We start from the raw sequence: 17,467 nt of genomic DNA, 5'->3' as shown, positions 1-17,467 counted from the left end.
ATAATAGGGGTAAGAACGTATAATGGAGGGCGGTGAATTGTAATGGCATATGTAAGTGATAAATTAAATGAAACGAAAGTGTTTAAAGACCCAGTGCATAAGTATGTGCATGTACGCGATCGCGTAATTTGGGATTTAATCGGAACAAAAGAGTTTCAACGTCTGCGTCGCATTAAGCAGCTAGGGACGACATTTTTTACATTTCACGGTGCGGAGCATAGTCGCTTTACTCATTCACTAGGTGTCTATGAAATTATTCGCCGCATGATTGATGATGTGTTTGATGGAAGGCCGGATTGGAATGCTGAAGATCGTTTGTTGTGCTTATGTGCAGCACTTTTGCATGATGTAGGGCACGGTCCTTTTTCCCATTCATTTGAAAAAGTCTTTGAATTGAACCATGAAAAATTTACACAAGCAATTATTGTCGGCGATACAGAGATTCAAGAGGTGTTAAGCCGCGTTGATCGTGAGTTTCCGCAAAAGGTAGCGGATGTCATTGCGAAAACTTCTACTAATAAATTAGCGATCAGTATGATTTCTAGCCAAATTGACGCGGATCGCATGGACTATTTATTACGAGATGCGTATTTCACAGGTGTAAAATATGGAAACTTTGATATGGAACGGATATTACGGGTAATGCGTCCATTTAATAATCAAGTTGTGATTAAATATAGCGGAATGCATGCTGTTGAGCATTATATTATGAGCCGCTATCAAATGTACTGGCAAGTATATTTTCACCCAGTCACGCGCAGTGCTGAAGTGATTTTAACGAAAATTTTGCACCGGGCGAAGGCGTTGCATGAACAGTATTATACATTTAAATATTATCCCGTTCATTTCTATTCTTTATTTGAAGGAGAAGTAACGGTAGAGGATTATTTAAAGTTAGACGAGAATGTCATGTATTACTACTTCCAAGTATGGCAGGAAGAAGAGGATGCTATTTTAAGTGATTTATGCCGCCGTTTTATGAACCGTAACTTGTTCAAATGTGTTGATTTTACGGAAAAGCATGGGTTAAACAATTGGGTAGAATTAAATAGTTTATTTAAGAAGATTGGGCTTGATCCAGAATATTATTTAGTAGTAGATTCTACGTCGGATCTGCCGTATGACTTTTACCGTGCAGGTGAAGAGGAAGAACGCTTGCCGATTTTACTGCTTATGCCAAATGGAGAACTGCGTGAATTGTCTCGTGAGTCGGACATTGTGGAAGCAATTACAGGTAAAAAGAGAACAGATCAAAAGCTATTCTATCCGCATGATTTACTGTATGAAGATGGACGAAAAGGGAAAATAAAAGAAAAAATTATTCGTTTATTAGAAGGAAAAGAGTAAGAGAAGCAGCACAGCTGCTTCTCTTATATGAATGATTACTATTGGTCGCTTAAGCGCTTTCCGCCAATTGCGTAATGATTTTTAGACATTTCTTCAATGAATACAACGATTTTTTCTTCTGGTGCACCAGTAGTTTCGCTTACTGCAGCTGTTACTTTTTCAGCAAGGGCTTTCTTTTGCTCTTCTGTGCGACCTTCTAACATTTTCACTGTTACGTATGGCATATGTATCGCTCCTTTTATGTAGATTACAGTACTATTATAACGGATTCTTGAAGAGCGCAATTAGAAAATAAAAGATTTTTTATTTGGATTATTAAGAAGGAGATGAAGTATGGATAATTTCTTTAGATACCCATTGCACGAGTTACCGTTGTTAGCTCTTGCAGTTGCAATCGCACTCTCTGTACATGAGTTTGCACATGCATATGTTGCTTATAAATTTGGAGATTTAACGGCGAAGAATCAAGGGCGTTTAACAATATCGCCCCTTTCTCATATCGATCCGATTGGTGCAATCGCATTCTTGTTTATCGGTTTTGGATGGGCGCGCCCTGTGCCGGTAAACCCATATAACTTTAAACGTCCGCGCCTTGCGGGGGTTTGCGTTTCGATTGCGGGGCCAATCAGTAATTTATTATTGGGTGCTTTCGGACTTGCTGCCTGGTATAGCTTACTAAAATTTGGAGTGATTGAAGCAGTCCCAGTAGCAGTAGGAGAGACGCTATTCCAGTTCTTTCAAATTTTTATCGGGATTAATATCGTTCTGTTTGTTTTTAACTTGATACCAATCCCGCCATTAGATGGCTACCGTGTTTTGGAAGACTTAGCGCCAACTAATATACGTGCGAAAATGACGCAATATGAAAAATACGGTGCAATCCTTTTATTGATTCTTGTCATTACACCGTTAGATCGCTATACGATTCAACCAATATTTCAAGTTGTCATTCCACAAGTTTTAGGTATGCTGCATACTATAATTGGACCATTATTTGGATTGTATTAGAAGGGGAGGCTTTTCTATGGCAGAGAAAAAGAAACAAATTGGTTTTAATATTATTAAAAATGACTCTACAGATGGACACGGCGGCTTTGGAGTCGGCGCATTAAGTCTTGAAAATATTTCTCCTGTTATTATTGATGTAACAGAAGGAACGGCAGTTGTAGATATTGGAGCAATGCATGCCCGCAGTGCCGTTGAAAAAGGTATTAAATTTTTAATCAATAAAGAAGAAGTACCAAATGCAAAACCGTACTGGCTCGTTTGGGTAACAATTGAGCGCACAGCAAACGGCGCGTATTATGCAGGTGTAACTGCATGTGAAATGACCGTAGACCGTGAAATTCGCCGCGGTTATAAATCACTTCCAGAGCACGTAAATAAAATGGATAAATCATTAAAGCGTCACATTATGGTTGATCATATGGATGAACCTTCTAAAAAAGTGCTTGGAACATTCTTAAAAGAGCATAATGAAGAGCTATGGAATTCTTCTAGTGAGAAATTATGTAGTGAATTGTTAGGAGAGTAATAGGTGAGGCTGCTCAAAAGGGAAACTTTTAGGTAGCCTCTTATTCTTATATATAAGGAGCTGACTAAAAGTCAGCTCCTTTCACTTTTCGATATGATTCAGCTCAGCGAATCGATTACTTTTGCGTCGAATGTCGTCGAGGAATCTTTAAATCGTGTCGAAGCGCCGATATATTCTAAAAATTGGTCGATATATCGTGAAAAGCGCCGATATATTGCAAAGAACGGTCGATAACGGAAAAAGAACTGATTTCAAAAGGTGTTATGTGCCTTTTGGGGTTTGTTTGAAAACATGTTTTTAATTGAAGAGAGCAGGAAATGCCGATATTTGTCAGAAATATGTATGCAAATGGGGAATGAAAGGGGGAGATGGATAAATGAGAATGCGCGGGAAGTCTATTTTTGTAAAAAGTTTAGAAGAATGTGATGCATTTGGAATCGAAAAACCGAGATTTTTTTCAACTGTATACAGCATTACGAGAGGATGATTTTTATACGTTAGAGGGTCAAAAGGAGCGTATTAGAAAAGGGAATGAAAAGCAGGAGCTTGATGAGCAGTATTCATTTGGCATTTATCTAAATGAAACAGGAGAATTAATCGGGTCTGTTACATTGTCTGGGGTACTACGCGGCCCTTTGCAAAGCTGTTTTATTGGATATAACTTAGGCAAACACCATAATGGGAAAGGATATATGACAGAGGCTGTTAAGCTCGTCGTGTCTTACGCATTTGATGAGTTAAAGCTTCATCGGATTGAGGCGGGCGTTATGCCGCATAATATAGGATCAATAAAAGTCTTAGAGAAATCAGGGTTTCATAAAGAGGGAATTGCAAGGGAAAATGTAAAGATAAATGGAAGATGGACAGACCATCAAGTATTGGCAATCGTAAATGATAATGATGAATAGAAAGAAAGTAAAGGGAGCGATAGCATACGCTCCCTTATTGATTCGATTTTCTTTACCACGGAAAATACTTCTTCCACCAGCTTGGTTTATTTTTTTCTTTCTCTTTTAGCACTGCCTGAAATTCATCCTTCTCATCAATATGATCCATGCAGTATTCCGTTGGTTCGGTCCCTTTTACAAAATACATTTTGACAGAAACAGGGCACCCTTTCGTGGCGATTTTCCCGTTTTCAGGGTTAATGTTTAATGCGACCACATTGGCTGGTTTTTTAAAGTCTTGTTTTGGGGTTTCTTCTAACCCTTGCTCCATAATCGCTGCCCACATATTTTTCGCATAGACTTGCTCAGCTGGATTAGAGATTGTTTTTTGTTTATCATAGCCGACCCAGACACTTGTTACGAGCTCTGGTGTAAAGCCAATCATCCAGCTATCTGTCTCGGTTGAACCGGACTTTCCAGCGTACGTGCGGGATAACTTTGGAATAAGGTTTTGCCCCGTGACGGAGGCGTAGCTGCTTAGCTTTTTATTAAACATGCCCGTCATCATTTCTTCCATTACAAAAGCATTGTTCTCATCAAGAATTTGTTTATTTTCTAAATGAGCATCATACAAAATGTTGCCGTCATGATCGACAACGCGCCGAATAAATGTTGGCTTTACTTGTTTGCCGCCGTTAGCAAGCATGCTATAAGCGTTTACCATTTCAAGAGGCTTTACAGGAGATGTTCCGAGCGCGAGCGATGGGACATCTTTTAATGAACTTGTAATCCCAAATTGCTTCGCCGTTTTTACGAGTGATTCTTCTCCTAAGAAAAGATGTGTTTTTACAGCGTATACATTGTCGGAAACAGCTATTGCTTGCATCATTGTAATGAAGTCATCGGCGTAATAGTTTTTATAATTAGTCGGATTATATTTTGAAACACCGTCACCTAAAGTGAACACAGTATGTTCACTTTTTAGGCGCGTTGCTGGTGTAAAGCCTTGCTCAAGAGCGGCGTAATATAAAAAAGGTTTAAACGTCGAACCTGGTTGTCGATATGCCTGCGTTGCCCGGTTGAATTGGCTTTTTTTATAATCACGTCCGCCGACAAGGGACATGACTTCACCCGTTTTTGGATTCATCGATACAATAGCTGTTTCTATATCTGTTGTACTTGGAATGGTTTCGTTTACTGTACTTTCAGCAATTGTTTGTAGCTTCGGATCTAGCGTCGTGTATACACGCAGGCCGCCGCGAGATACCGTTTGCTCATCGAGACCAGCATCATTGATGAGAGAAGCTTGCACGGCATCTTGAAAATAAGGTGCTATTTCTGCTACTTCTTCTTTTTCAAGTGGAGCGAAGCTAAGTTGTTCTTGTTTTGCCACTGCCGCTTCTTTTTTTGTGATATATCCTTGTTCTACCATTTCATTTAAAATGAGAGCTTGTCTTTCTTGCGCTCGGCTTTTATGCAAATAGGGAGAATACAAACTTGGTCCCTTTGGAATACCTGCAAGCATACTTGCTTCTGCTAAATTTAAATCTTTCGCATTTTTATTAAAGTAGAGACGTGCCGCTGCCTCGATTCCATAGGCACCGTGTCCATAGTAAATTGTGTTTAAATACCCTTGTAAAATATCATTTTTATTGTAATTCACTTCGAGGCGAATGGTGTACATTGCTTCTAACAGCTTTCGTTTCCATGTTTTATCGTGATCCAAATATAAATTACGTGCATATTGCTGCGTAATTGTACTTGCACCCTGCACTTTTCCCATCGCTTTAATGTCGGCAATCACTGCCCCGCCTATGCGCTTTAAATCAAAGCCATGATGTTTATAAAAGCGCTGATCTTCAATAGAAAGTGTTGCCTCCCTTACGTAGGGTGAAATATGATCGAGTGATACGTTATAGCGTTCCTGCGCCCCGTGACTTTGCCCCATAACCGAGTCGTCATTTGCATAAAAGATAGTTGTTTGTGGAACCGCAACAGGTGGTGGTCCTAAAATTTTTGCAACGAGTAACAAAATGAAAATAGTAAAAACAAAGAAAAGGACACATGATAGCAGTGCAGTAAGGAAAAGGCGCATATATTTCGCTTGTTTTTCATTTGCCGTAACTTCCATTTCTTTTGTCACCCCTCATAACATACTTTTACTAGTATTGAGGTTTTTGGGTGTTTTTAAACTATATAAATCCATTTTGATTTTTCGAAATATAAGGCGCTGCTATGCAGAATAAAACATGACCGCTACTTACTTTCTCCCTTTGTTTTAACCTTGTAAGTGGCAGGAAAAGGATCTGACCGCTCCTATGCCTGGCCAGATGCTCTCGCCCACCTCAAAAGGAAGTATTTTCATGTCGTTTTTTCATTTGTATTTATATAAAAAAGAGCTTCTTATTAAGAAAGAAGCTCAAAGGCACGTGTTGGCCAGTCGGTAATGATGACATCAACGCCGTAATTTATCATCTTTTGTAAGTCCTCATATTCATTAATTGTATAAGGGCGGAATATGAATCCTTGTTGCTGGGCTGTTTGTACAAATTCTTTTGTAAGTAATTCAAAGTTTGGATGGAGGCCATTAGCCTGTCTTTTCTTTGCTTCGGCAATTGGATCCGCAAGTGGTTCATCGTATAAAATTGCACGGGGAATTTCCGGTGCTAAATCTGCAAGTAGCGCAACGGATTCATGGTTAAATGAAGAAAATGCAATTCGATTCGAAAGATGAAATTCACGAACAAGATCTACGACTTTTTCTTCTATACCAGGGTAACGAATGACATCTGTTTTTAATTCAATATTTAATTGCAGTGTTGTTGTAGAAAGCCAAATCAGCACTTCACGGAGCGTTGGAATTTTTGCTTCATGAAAAGAAGAATCCTTGTAACTACCAGCATCAAGTGCTTGTAATTGCTCAGCGGTTTGTTCACAGACAAGACCCGTTCCGTTTGTTGTTCGGTCCACAGTTTCATCGTGAATAACAACAATTTCTCCATCTTTTGATACATGTACATCAAGCTCAATGCCGTGAGCACCAACGCGCTCTGCTTCTTGAAAAGCAATCATTGTATTTTCGGGGTGGGTACTTCTCACACCGCGATGCGCAAAAATAAGTGGTTGTTTCATATATAATGATTTCCCCTTCTCATTTGTTTTAATTCAATTATGAAACTGAGCGATTCAAAAGACAACATTTGTAGGAAAAATTTACAAAGGTGTAATAGTTGCACAAAAGTTAACGTTAACGTAAAATGTAATAATGTTAGGGAGGAGGAATAGACGTGTATAAAATTGAGGAAGTTACAAAACAAACTGGTTTAACAAAGCGGACTCTTCGTTATTATGAGGAAGTTGGTTTAATTCATCCGCCAGAGCGCAGCGAAGGAAATATTCGCTTATATACAGACGAAGATGTGGAGAGAATTAAAAAAATTGTAGAAGCGAAAGAGGTGTTAGGTATTACGCTTCAAGAAATGCAGTATTTCTTATCACTTAAAGAACGTATGGAGCAAAGAAGAAATAGCGATAATCCGCACGATCGGGAAGTCATTCAAGAAATAGCAAATATGCTGACAGGTCAAATCGAGACGCTAGACAAGAAAATGTTACAAATGAAGCGTGTGAAAGAAGAATTAGAACATAGCTTGGAAAGAGCAGCGAAGTTTTTAGAAAGAGGAGAATGATTCATATGGAGAGTAAACAACGAATGGGAAGACTTATTACAGTAGTCGCTACGTTTCTTGCCTTTTCGGGCATTGGAGTAGTCGATCCCATTTTGCCAATCATTGCAGAGAAAATTGGTGCAACGCATTGGCAAGTAGAAATGTTATTTACAGCTTATATTTTAACGATGGCCATTATGATGCTGCCAGCTGGGCTTCTTGCAGCAAGGTTTGGTGATAAGCGTATGATGACAATCGGTCTTGCGATTGTAACCGTATTTGCGTGTATTTGCGGGTTATCACAAACAATTGCGCAGTTATCTATTTTTCGTGCTGGCTGGGGCTTAGGGAATGCGATGTTTTTTGCAACGGCGATGACATTATTAATTGCGCTCAGCAAAGAAGTGCATGAAGCCGTTGGATTGTATGAGGCAGCGATTGGTTTAGGTATGGCGGGAGGGCCGTTGTTAGGTGGTTTATTAGGTGGGTATTCTTGGCGTTATCCGTTTTTTGCGACAAGTGTTTTAATTGGTTTAGCATTTATTCTCGTTTTCTTTTTTGTAAAAGAACCAGAGCGCAAAGCGAAACGTCAGTCAGCTGGATTGAAAGAATTACTTAACTTAGTGAAATATAAACCTTTCATACAAGGTGCCATTTCCGGGATGTTATATTACTATGCTTTCTTTGTTGTTTTGGCGTATTCACCGCTTATTTTACATTTATCTGCTATTCAGCTTGGGTTCGTCTTTTGCGGGTGGGGTCTTGCATTAGCGTATGGTTCTGCTAAACTTGCTCATCGATTAGAAGAGAAATATGAACCGAAAATGTTACTGCGTTATAGCCTGCTTGTGTTTGCTGGCTTTTTAATCTTATTATTCTTCGTACAAGTAATGTGGTTACAAATTGCACTTATCGTTTTATCAGGACTAGCATCTGGTCTTAATAATGCATTATTTACAAGTTACGTAATGGATATCTCGCCTTATGAAAGATCTATCACATCTGGTGTATATAACTTTGTTCGTTGGTTAGGCGGAGCAATTGCACCGATTTTATCTGGAATTCTCGGTCACGTAATTTCACCGCAAAGTCCGTTTTTAGTAGGAGGAATTGTTGCACTAGTTGGATGTGTGATGATTTGTCTACCGATTCGAGAAAATGAGAGAAAAACCCTTTCCTAGGAAGGGGTTTTCTTACTGTTTTATACATAATTGACCAAATATACGAACAAAAACAATTTGTTTCAAATATATTTACGGTATTGTTATATTTTTAACTATACATTTTATAGGTTTTGTTTTATTTTTGTTAGGGGACATTAATGGTGTCTACCTTATAATTTGCAACGAAAGGCGTGATCGCACAATGGAACTATGGTTCACGGAAAAACAAACAAAGCATTTTGGAATTACAGCACGTATTAACCGCACTTTACATACGGAGCAAACAGAATTTCAAAAGCTTGATATGGTTGAAACTGAAGAATTCGGTAATATGCTTATTTTAGATGGCATGGTTATGACAACACAAAAGGATGAGTTCGTATATCACGAAATGGTGGCGCACGTACCATTATTTACACATCCAAACCCTGAAAACGTTCTAGTTGTTGGCGGCGGTGATGGCGGTGTTATTCGTGAAGTATTAAAACACCCAAGCGTGAAAAAAGCGACACTTGTTGAAATCGATGGAAAAGTAATCGAGTACTCTAAAAAGTACTTACCAGAAATTGCTGGTGAATTAGAAAACCCGCGCGTAGATGTAAAAGTGGGCGATGGCTTTCTGCACATTGCTGAAAGTGAAAATGAGTATGATGTAATTATGGTTGATTCTACAGAGCCAGTAGGTCCAGCTGTAAACTTGTTTACAAAAGGATTCTATGCTGGAATCTCTAAAGCGTTAAAAGAAGATGGTATTTTCGTAGCGCAAACGGACAATCCTTGGTTCACACCAGAATTAATTTCAACCGTGTTTAAAGACGTAAAAGAAATTTTTCCAATTACACGTTTATACACAGCAAACATTCCAACATATCCAAGCGGACTTTGGACATTCACAATTGGATCTAAGAAGCATGATCCATTAGAAGTAAGTGAAGAGCGTTTCCACGAAATCGAAACGAAATATTACACAAAAGAACTTCACAAAGCAGCGTTTGCATTACCGAAATTTGTTGGGGATTTAATTAAGTAAGAAAAGCGGAGCCGACTGTTCAGGTCTGACGGCTAAGGTTCTTTCCCACAGAAGGAGCTTTTTTCCTTCTCGTGGGGAAGGTTCTTAGACGGGAGGGTTTAGGAGGCGGAGCTACATAATAAGGAAAGTAAGCAAATTTCTTCTCGAAACATTGAACGGAGAAGAATATGGTAAATCGATAAAGAGGAGCAAATGGCTCCAAATTTGAGACAAAATGAAAGGTTGGGATACCTTAAGTTCCAGATAGGAGGAAAAGAATATGCGTTTTGATGAAGCTTATTCAGGTAAAGTATTTATTAAAAGTCATCCAAGTTTTGAAGATGCTGAAGCAGTTATTTACGGGATGCCAATGGATTGGACAGTAAGTTATCGTCCAGGTTCTCGTTTCGGCCCAGCACGTATTCGTGAAGTATCAATTGGATTAGAAGAATATAGTCCATATTTAGATCGTGAACTAGAGGAAGTTAAATATTTTGATGCGGGTGATATTCCGCTTCCTTTCGGTAATGCACAGCGTAGCTTAGACATGATAGAAGAATATGTAACAAAACTATTAGATGCTGGTAAGTTTCCGCTAGGTCTTGGTGGTGAGCACTTAGTGTCTTGGCCAATTTTTAAGGCGATGGCCAAAAAACACCCAGATTTAGCGATCATCCATATGGATGCTCATACAGATTTACGTGAATCTTATGAAGGTGAGCCTTTATCTCACTCTACACCAATTCGTAAAGTGTGTGATTTAATTGGCCCAGAAAACGTATATTCTTTCGGAATTCGTTCTGGTATGAAAGAAGAATTCGAGTGGGCAAAAGAAGTTGGTATGAACCTATACAAATTTGATGTATTAGAACCACTAAAGAAAGTATTGCCAACACTTGCAGGACGCCCAGTCTATGTCACAATTGACATTGACGTATTAGACCCAGCTCATGCTCCTGGTACAGGAACGTTAGAAGCTGGCGGTATTACATCAAAAGAACTATTAGATTCCATTGTTGCAATTGCAAATTCAAATATAAACGTAGTTGGAGCAGACTTAGTAGAAGTAGCTCCTGTATATGATCACAGTGATCAAACACCAATCGCAGCAAGTAAATTTGTGCGCGAAATGTTACTTGGATGGGTGCAGAAATAAAGTGAAACTTCCATCAGAGGGGGGCTTCATCCCCCTCTGATGGTTAGTTGAACCAATCGGGCTTTTACGGGCAGTTATCCCCTACCTATCTTCTTCGCTTTCCTTTCAATCTTGAGGGGGGGCTTACTGCCCGTTAATGCGGGATAAAAGCGAAGCTACCGAGTATTCTAGTTACTAAAATTAGATGAAAAGTAAGCTTTCTAAAAAGGCTATTTCGAATGAATTCGAAATAGCCTTTTTTGTGTTGTTTTTATATAAATCCATTTTGATTTTTCGACATATGGATTGCTGCTATGTAGAAAAAAAGGATCCTGCACTTGCTCTCTCCCTTTGTTTAAACTTCGCATGTGGCAGAAAAAGGACCTGACCGATCCTATGCATGGCCAGATGCTCTTGCCCACTGAAAAAGAATGGTTTTATGTCGTTTTTAAAATTTCGATTTATATAGTTAACTTTCCTTACAATGATGTAAGGAAAGTGTAAGGAAAATCGATAGAGACTATCTTTTGTACATTTTATACTGAAGATAATATAAGGAAGTATTATGTAAGAGGTGAAAAGCTGTATGCGTATGATGTTAAAAGTTGTAACGGTATTTGTTATTTTATGCGGGGCGGGATCCTTTTATTTACAATCAAAAACAGAAGGTGTGCAAGCCTTTGTAGATAACTTTTTTTCAAGTAAGGAAGTAAAGGAATGTTATGCTGTCACAAATCAAGGTGAGAAAAAAGGGGATCAGTATTTGTATGCCTTTACTGCTTATGATAGAGAAGGAAATAAGCAAGTTGTGAAAAAGATGATAAATCGTGAGCTGCGACGTGGAGAATATTTGAAAATCTATGCAAAAGGTAGCCAAGCAAAAGGTTGGGCAGAAGCGCGGGAGAATGAAGTACCAGTGAAAGTGCTAGAAAAGCTGAAGAAATAACGAAAACTCCAAGTTTATAATAAACTTGGGGTTTAATGTTTTACAAGGATAATGGTTATAAATTGTTTTTTGAAATACAGCTTTTGTTAGGTTTCCTAATATTTCAGCAGACAGAAACTGCACTTTTTTGATATGATAGGAAAAGTGATTTATTATAAACTTTATTTAATATCTATAACATTTTGAAAGGTGTGCAGGACGTGGAGAAGCAACTTGCAGGCTTACCAGTACAAGTTCAATTTGTAACGGAAGTTCGTGAGGGAGTTCGAAAGGAAACTATTGCTTTTGATGCAAATGGTCTATACTATGTAAAAGGTCAAAGTACATATGTAACGTTTCAAGAGCCGAACGAACAAGGCGAAGTGAAGACAATTATTAAAATCCAAGATGATCAAGTTCTTATTATGCGTTCGGGTGCTGTTTCGATGCGCCAAACTCATAAAAAAGGTGAGTGGACAACAGGAACGTATACGAGTGAACTTGGAACGTTTGCGTTGCAAACGAAAACGGATAACGTCCTTTTTAAATGGTCGGAAGAAAAGAAAAAGGGACAACTCTTTCTAACGTATGCATTGCTTCTAAGTGAACAAGAAGCAGGCCGATATACAATTACCATTAATCTTAAGGAGGCAAAATAATGAACTCTTTAGAACAAGTAAAAGAACTCATTAAAGAGGAAGTTAAAGCTGCTGTAGTAAAAGCAGAATTAGCGACAGAAGAACAAATTACAAACGTTGTATTAGAAACACCAAAAGATAAAACACACGGTGATTTCTCGACAAACATGGCGATGCAACTGGCACGTGTAGCGAAAAAAGCACCTCGTATGATTGCAGAAGAATTAATTGCAAACTTTGATAAAGCAAAAGCTTCTATTGAAAAAATCGAAATTGCTGGCCCTGGTTTTATTAACTTTTACATGGATAACAGCTATTTAACAGATTTAATTCCAACAATTATCACAGCTGGTGAAGCTTATGGTGAAACAAACGCAGGTAAAGGTGAAAAAGTACAAGTTGAGTTTGTATCTGCAAACCCAACAGGTGACCTTCACTTAGGACATGCACGCGGCGCAGCGGTTGGTGATACGTTATGTAACGTATTAGCAAAAGCAGGTTACCATGTATCTCGTGAGTATTACATTAACGATGCGGGTAACCAAATTCATAACTTAGCGCTTTCTGTTGAAGCACGTTACATGCAAGCGTTAGGTTTAGAAAAAGAAATGCCAGAAGACGGTTACCACGGTGCTGATATTATCGGTATTGGTAAGCGACTTGCAGAAGAATTCGGCGATCGTTACGTGCATGCAGATGCAGAGGAAAGCTATGAGTTCTATCGTCAGTACGGTTTAAAATATGAATTAGAAAAGCTTCAAAAAGACTTAGCAAGCTTCCACGTTAACTTTGACGTTTGGTATTCTGAAACATCATTATATAAAAACGGTAAAATTGACGAAGCTCTTGCAGTATTAAAAGAGCGCGGTGAAGTGTTTGAAGAAGGGGGCGCAACATGGTTCCGCTCTACAACTTACGGCGACGATAAAGACCGTGTATTAATTAAAAACGATGGTTCTTACACATACTTAACACCAGATATTGCGTATCACCGCGATAAATTAGAGCGTGGTTTTGATAAATTAATTAACATCTGGGGTGCTGACCACCACGGTTACATTCCTCGTATGAAAGCAGCAATTCAAGCGCTTGGATACGACAAAGATACATTAGAAGTAGAAATCATCCAAATGGTACAACTATACCAAAACGGTGAAAAAGTAAAAATGAGTAAACGTACAGGTAAAGCTGTTACACTTCGTGAGCTTATGGAAGAAGTGGGCGTGGACGCAATGCGTTACTTCTTTGCGATGCGCAGCGGTGACTCTCATTTAGACTTTGATATGGACTTAGCCGTATCAAAATCAAATGAAAACCCTGTATACTATGCACAATATGCACATGCACGCGTATGCAGTATCCTTCGCCAAGGTGAAGAGCTTGGATTAACTGCAGGCGGCGATGTGAACTACAAACTAGTTGCTTCTGAGAAAGAAGTAGACTTATTAAAGAAACTTGGTGAATTCCCAGCAGCAGTTGCAGAAGCAGCGCAAAAACGTCTGCCGCACCGCATTACAAGCTATGCATTTGACTTAGCAGCAGCGCTTCATAGCTTCTACAATGCAGAAAAAGTATTAAACCAAGATAATTTAGAATTAAGTAAAGCTCGTTACGATTTAATGCGTGCAGTACGCATTACACTTCAAAATGCATTAGCATTAGTTGGGGTATCTGCACCAGAGAAGATGTAAGGAATAACAGGGAAAGTACCTATTTTATTTAGAAGTGATTTACAAGTTGACATAAAAATATCTGATCAGTCTATAGACTGATCAGATATTAAAGAAATAAGAACTTGGGAAAGCTTAAGCAGAAAAACGATGGAAAAGTCATCTTTAAGAAATCGTTTTCAGTTTTCTGCTCTAAATATATTTGTCAAAATGTGTTATATTGATAAGGAAAAAATGGGAAATAGTACTTGATTGTTGCTTTTTTGTAATGATTTTAGAATAATAGATTGTGGGAACGATTTCTTGTTTGAGAGGGGATATGATTAGGAAATGGTTCAATTGTTGTAAACAATGTTGCTATAGCTACACCAAATATTTAAAATAACACTTCATCTAACCAAGAGTCTAAACTATTAGTAAGTAACCTTGAAAACTTCCAACCTAGTCAAGAAACTAGGGGTTACATGTCTAAAATATAAATTAAAAAATGACATAAAAACCCTCGTTTTTTTTAGGTAGGCGAGAGCATTTGGCCATGCATAGAGGGCGATCAAGACCTTTTTCTGCCACATGCAAGGGTGAAAACGAAGAGAGAAAACGCAGGGTGCAGGTCATGCTTTGTTCTGCATAGCAGCGACTTATGTGTTGAAAACTCAAAATGAATTTATATAGTACATGCGGTACAATTTAATTTTTCGTGATTTGATAAGAATAATGAAAGAATATAAATCTCTCTAATTCAATATTACCATCTGTTATATGGATATGTCAATATCTAGACATTTGGATTTATAGTCTTTTTAAAAAAACTAACGATTCTTATCAAGTAGATGAAACGTATATATAAGTTTAGTTTAATTCCTCGACATAGCCATGGAACCCATTAGGCGAAGCACATTTTCTCGACACTCATTTATATACTCCAAAAATGAAAAGACCGACTTTCGTATTTCTGTACGATGCGTATGAACTCGGTTGGCAATTACACTCTGTTTTTATTACCCCAAAATTTGTTCTACTATATTCAGATTTGGAGAATATGACTTTCATCCACATAGACAAATAATACTTATTATAACGCTGAGGTTGAAATACTTCTTGTTTTTCTTGTCAGTTTGTTTCAGTGTGTAGGTCGGTTGTGTATCTAAACATAAGACGTTTTAACATATGACTGATTTCACCTCGATTCATGGTCACAGAAAACTTATCTTCAATAACATTCTTTAGAATACGAGTATACTAGCACGTTTTAAAGCTGTGATTTTTTTCGGCTTGTGTCATACGCTGCATTTCCTGTTCATCTTCAGGAGAATAAGTATGGAAGCCGACTAGATGCATATTTGTTGTGAAATAGCTCGTCCATATTGCCCGCACTAAATTTTTTTACGTACCTAGCAATCATTTTGTGATGAATGTGAAGAAGTTTTGCAACCTCTATGACATAATACCCTTGCATAATAAGACGAATGATTGTCATGAAGGCTTTTAAAATTGTCTTTTCCTGACTTTGAATTTGTTCTATTGTTCGTTCATTCGCTTATTTGTCTTTGTTAAATCGTACAGATCAGAAATTTCACCGTTTAGATGTATTGGAGAAAATTAGATGAATTTATATAAAAGTTAAATTTCAAGTTTCTAAGCAATAGAAGGAGTAAAGAAAGAGAAAAAGATGATAATGGCTATCGAAAATATGTAAGTAAAATAGCGCAATGACATTGAATCATAGAATCTTTGTTGTAGTTTATTTACTCCAAGATTTATCTGTATTGTAATTTATAAGGAGGCTAACATAAAGCATGTATTTAAAAAGAATCACTTCGATTTTCTCAATTATAATGATTTTTATATTTACTATAGGTCAGAGTTTGATGCCTATAATAGCAAATGCACAAGAGTTAAATACAGCAGGACTTGTGGATAGTTTTAAGATAGGTAAAACAGATCTACAGAGCGGAGAAGTGACTAAAGTAACTATAAACTTCAGTGAAAAAAATGGAGTTAGGCTGAAACCTGGAGACACACTAACATTAACACTGCCTCCGGAATTAAAAGGATTAGATACAACGTTTAATTTAGATGATTATGGTACTTGTACAGTTACTGCAGGTACTGTGGTATGCACATTTAATGATAAAGTGAATAACTATCAAAATATTAAAGGGTATCTAAACTTTAAAGTGCAAGCTACTAATGTAGGAAAGGATCAAAAGAAAGAGGTTGAAACCAATTTTGGTACAAATTTAGATAAGCAAACTGTAATCATTACTGGTCCAAACGGTGGTGGTGGTGGTACAGATCCTGGAAAGAAACCGTTTTTTTATAAAACTGGTGATATGCTCTCAGGTAAGGACAATGAAGTGCGTTGGTTCTTGAATATAAACTTAAACAAAGAATATTTAAGTCGTGATATTGTTGTGACTGATAGCTTACAAGAAGGTCAAACACTTAATAAAGGTAGTTTCTATATAATTATTGATAATTACACAGGCCGTTCATCCTTATCACTGCAAGAATTTGTAACTAAACGTTATGGAACTATTACGTTTAATAGTGATAACTCATTTAAAGTTGTGATTTATAAGGATAAAGCACATGCTACCGCATTTACGATTGGTTATACAACTACTATAACGGAAAGCGGAAAGAAACAAGAATATTTTAAGAATGATTATAAAATTGATTACCAAATTCTATACAAAGACCCAGTTTCTGAGTCGGGTAGTTACCAAGTCGAAAATATGACAGCTGGCGGTGGCGCAGAAGGTAACAAGGTTCCAAAAGGAACGCTAAGAATTATTAAACATATTGAAGGAAATGAAGAAAAAGTAATACCAAACGTTTCGTTTAAGTTGTATAAAGAGTCGGGTGAACAAGTTGGAGATGTATATACAACAGATGGACAAGGTATGATTGAAATCACTAATTTACAACCAGGAAAATATTATGTGCAAGAAGTTTCAGCTCCAAACTATATTGATTTTGATCCTCAGGCAAAAGTAGATTTTGAAGTTAAACCAGGTGATGTAAACGGAATTAAGTTGCCGATTTCGAATAAAGTGAAAACTACATCTATTACAGGAACAAAAACTTGGAATGACAACAATGCGAAAGATCGCCCAAGTTCAATCAAAGTCGATTTACTACAAAACGGTAAAGTGGTAGATACGAAAGAAGTAAGTGAAGCAACAAACTGGAAGTACACGTTCGGAAATCTCCAAGCGTACGATGCAAATGGAGTAGCATACAAGTATGAAGTGAAAGAACAACCAGTAGACGGGTACCAAACAGAAGTAAAAGGTTATGACATTACAAATACAAAAGTAGGCCAAACAAAAGTAGAAGGAACGAAGACGTGGAAAGACAACGACGCGAAAGATCGCCCAAGTTCAATCAAAGTCGATTTACTACAAAACGGTAAAGTGGTAGATACGAAAGAAGTAAGTGAAGCAACAAACTGGAAGTACACGTTCGAAAATCTCCAAGCGTACGAT

Annotated in this window: 15 protein-coding genes; 12 read left to right on the top strand and 3 right to left on the bottom strand. The window is 37.7% G+C overall.

Going from position 1 to position 17,467, the window contains the following annotated elements:
- The first annotated feature begins 42 nt into the window (after positions 1-42).
- Positions 43-1,347: an HD domain-containing protein gene (locus tag MR076_RS14790; protein ID WP_242221848.1), complete on the top strand. Its 1,305-nt coding sequence runs from the start codon at positions 43-45 to the stop codon at positions 1,345-1,347.
- A 38-nt stretch (positions 1,348-1,385) separates the two neighbouring features.
- Here MR076_RS14790 and MR076_RS14785 read toward each other — a convergent pair whose 3' ends face one another.
- A complete protein-coding gene (locus MR076_RS14785) occupies positions 1,386-1,571 on the bottom strand; it encodes a 2-hydroxymuconate tautomerase (protein ID WP_242221846.1) in 186 nt (61 codons plus the stop codon).
- 109 nt (positions 1,572-1,680) lie between these two features.
- Here MR076_RS14785 and MR076_RS14780 point away from each other — a divergent pair, with 109 nt between their 5' ends.
- The 3 genes from MR076_RS14780 to MR076_RS14770 all read left to right on the top strand — a co-directional run bounded on the left by MR076_RS14780 (position 1,681) and on the right by MR076_RS14770 (position 3,789).
- Positions 1,681-2,355, top strand: a complete 675-nt coding sequence (locus MR076_RS14780) for a site-2 protease family protein (RefSeq protein WP_242221844.1) — start codon at positions 1,681-1,683, stop codon at positions 2,353-2,355.
- Positions 2,356-2,371: 16 nt separating this feature from the next.
- Positions 2,372-2,881: a YwhD family protein gene (locus tag MR076_RS14775; protein ID WP_242221842.1), complete on the top strand. Its 510-nt coding sequence runs from the start codon at positions 2,372-2,374 to the stop codon at positions 2,879-2,881.
- 425 nt (positions 2,882-3,306) lie between these two features.
- Positions 3,307-3,789, top strand: coding sequence for a GNAT family N-acetyltransferase (locus MR076_RS14770; protein ID WP_396021703.1), 483 nt, complete (start codon positions 3,307-3,309; stop codon positions 3,787-3,789).
- Positions 3,790-3,841: 52 nt separating this feature from the next.
- Here the strand turns inward: MR076_RS14770 and MR076_RS14765 are convergent, their stop codons facing one another.
- Both MR076_RS14765 and MR076_RS14760 read right to left on the bottom strand, forming a co-directional pair.
- Positions 3,842-5,899 carry a transglycosylase domain-containing protein gene (locus MR076_RS14765; RefSeq protein ID WP_242221840.1) on the bottom strand — a complete coding sequence of 686 codons (2,058 nt, stop codon included), beginning with the start codon at positions 5,897-5,899 and terminating at the stop codon, positions 3,842-3,844.
- Positions 5,900-6,174: 275 nt separating this feature from the next.
- Complete coding sequence (locus MR076_RS14760) at positions 6,175-6,900, bottom strand: glycerophosphodiester phosphodiesterase (protein ID WP_242221838.1); 726 nt, start codon at positions 6,898-6,900, stop codon at positions 6,175-6,177.
- Between the two features lie 155 nt (positions 6,901-7,055).
- On the opposite strand from MR076_RS14760, the gene MR076_RS14755 reads away from it, so the two are divergent.
- The 8 genes from MR076_RS14755 to MR076_RS14720 form a co-directional block, all read left to right on the top strand.
- Positions 7,056-7,457, top strand: a complete 402-nt coding sequence (locus MR076_RS14755) for a MerR family transcriptional regulator (RefSeq protein ID WP_242221836.1) — start codon at positions 7,056-7,058, stop codon at positions 7,455-7,457.
- A 5-nt stretch (positions 7,458-7,462) separates the two neighbouring features.
- Entirely contained in the window at positions 7,463-8,617 is a 1,155-nt protein-coding gene (locus MR076_RS14750; RefSeq protein ID WP_242221832.1) for an MFS transporter, read from the top strand.
- A 184-nt stretch (positions 8,618-8,801) separates the two neighbouring features.
- Positions 8,802-9,629: a polyamine aminopropyltransferase gene (gene speE, locus MR076_RS14745; protein ID WP_098914502.1), complete on the top strand. Its 828-nt coding sequence runs from the start codon at positions 8,802-8,804 to the stop codon at positions 9,627-9,629.
- Between the two features lie 259 nt (positions 9,630-9,888).
- Positions 9,889-10,764 carry an agmatinase gene (speB, locus tag MR076_RS14740; protein ID WP_242221830.1) on the top strand — a complete coding sequence of 292 codons (876 nt, stop codon included), beginning with the start codon at positions 9,889-9,891 and terminating at the stop codon, positions 10,762-10,764.
- A gap of 565 nt (positions 10,765-11,329) precedes the next feature.
- Complete coding sequence (locus MR076_RS14735) at positions 11,330-11,689, top strand: YxeA family protein (RefSeq protein ID WP_242221828.1); 360 nt, start codon at positions 11,330-11,332, stop codon at positions 11,687-11,689.
- A gap of 200 nt (positions 11,690-11,889) precedes the next feature.
- Positions 11,890-12,327, top strand: a complete 438-nt coding sequence (locus MR076_RS14730) for a YwiB family protein (RefSeq protein WP_090916147.1) — start codon at positions 11,890-11,892, stop codon at positions 12,325-12,327.
- Positions 12,327-13,997, top strand: a complete 1,671-nt coding sequence (argS, locus tag MR076_RS14725; protein ID WP_242221825.1) for an arginine--tRNA ligase — start codon at positions 12,327-12,329, stop codon at positions 13,995-13,997. Before MR076_RS14730 ends, argS begins: the two co-directional genes overlap by 1 nt.
- A gap of 1,847 nt (positions 13,998-15,844) precedes the next feature.
- On the top strand, positions 15,845-17,467 hold a 1,623-nt coding region (locus tag MR076_RS14720; protein ID WP_472927087.1), incomplete at its 3' end, for a Cna B-type domain-containing protein.

Origin of the sequence: Bacillus cereus group sp. BfR-BA-01380 (assembly GCF_022663535.1) — a bacterium.
Lineage (GTDB): Bacteria > Bacillota > Bacilli > Bacillales > Bacillaceae_G > Bacillus_A > Bacillus_A cereus_BB.
This window is presented reverse-complemented; position numbering and strand designations above follow the sequence as displayed.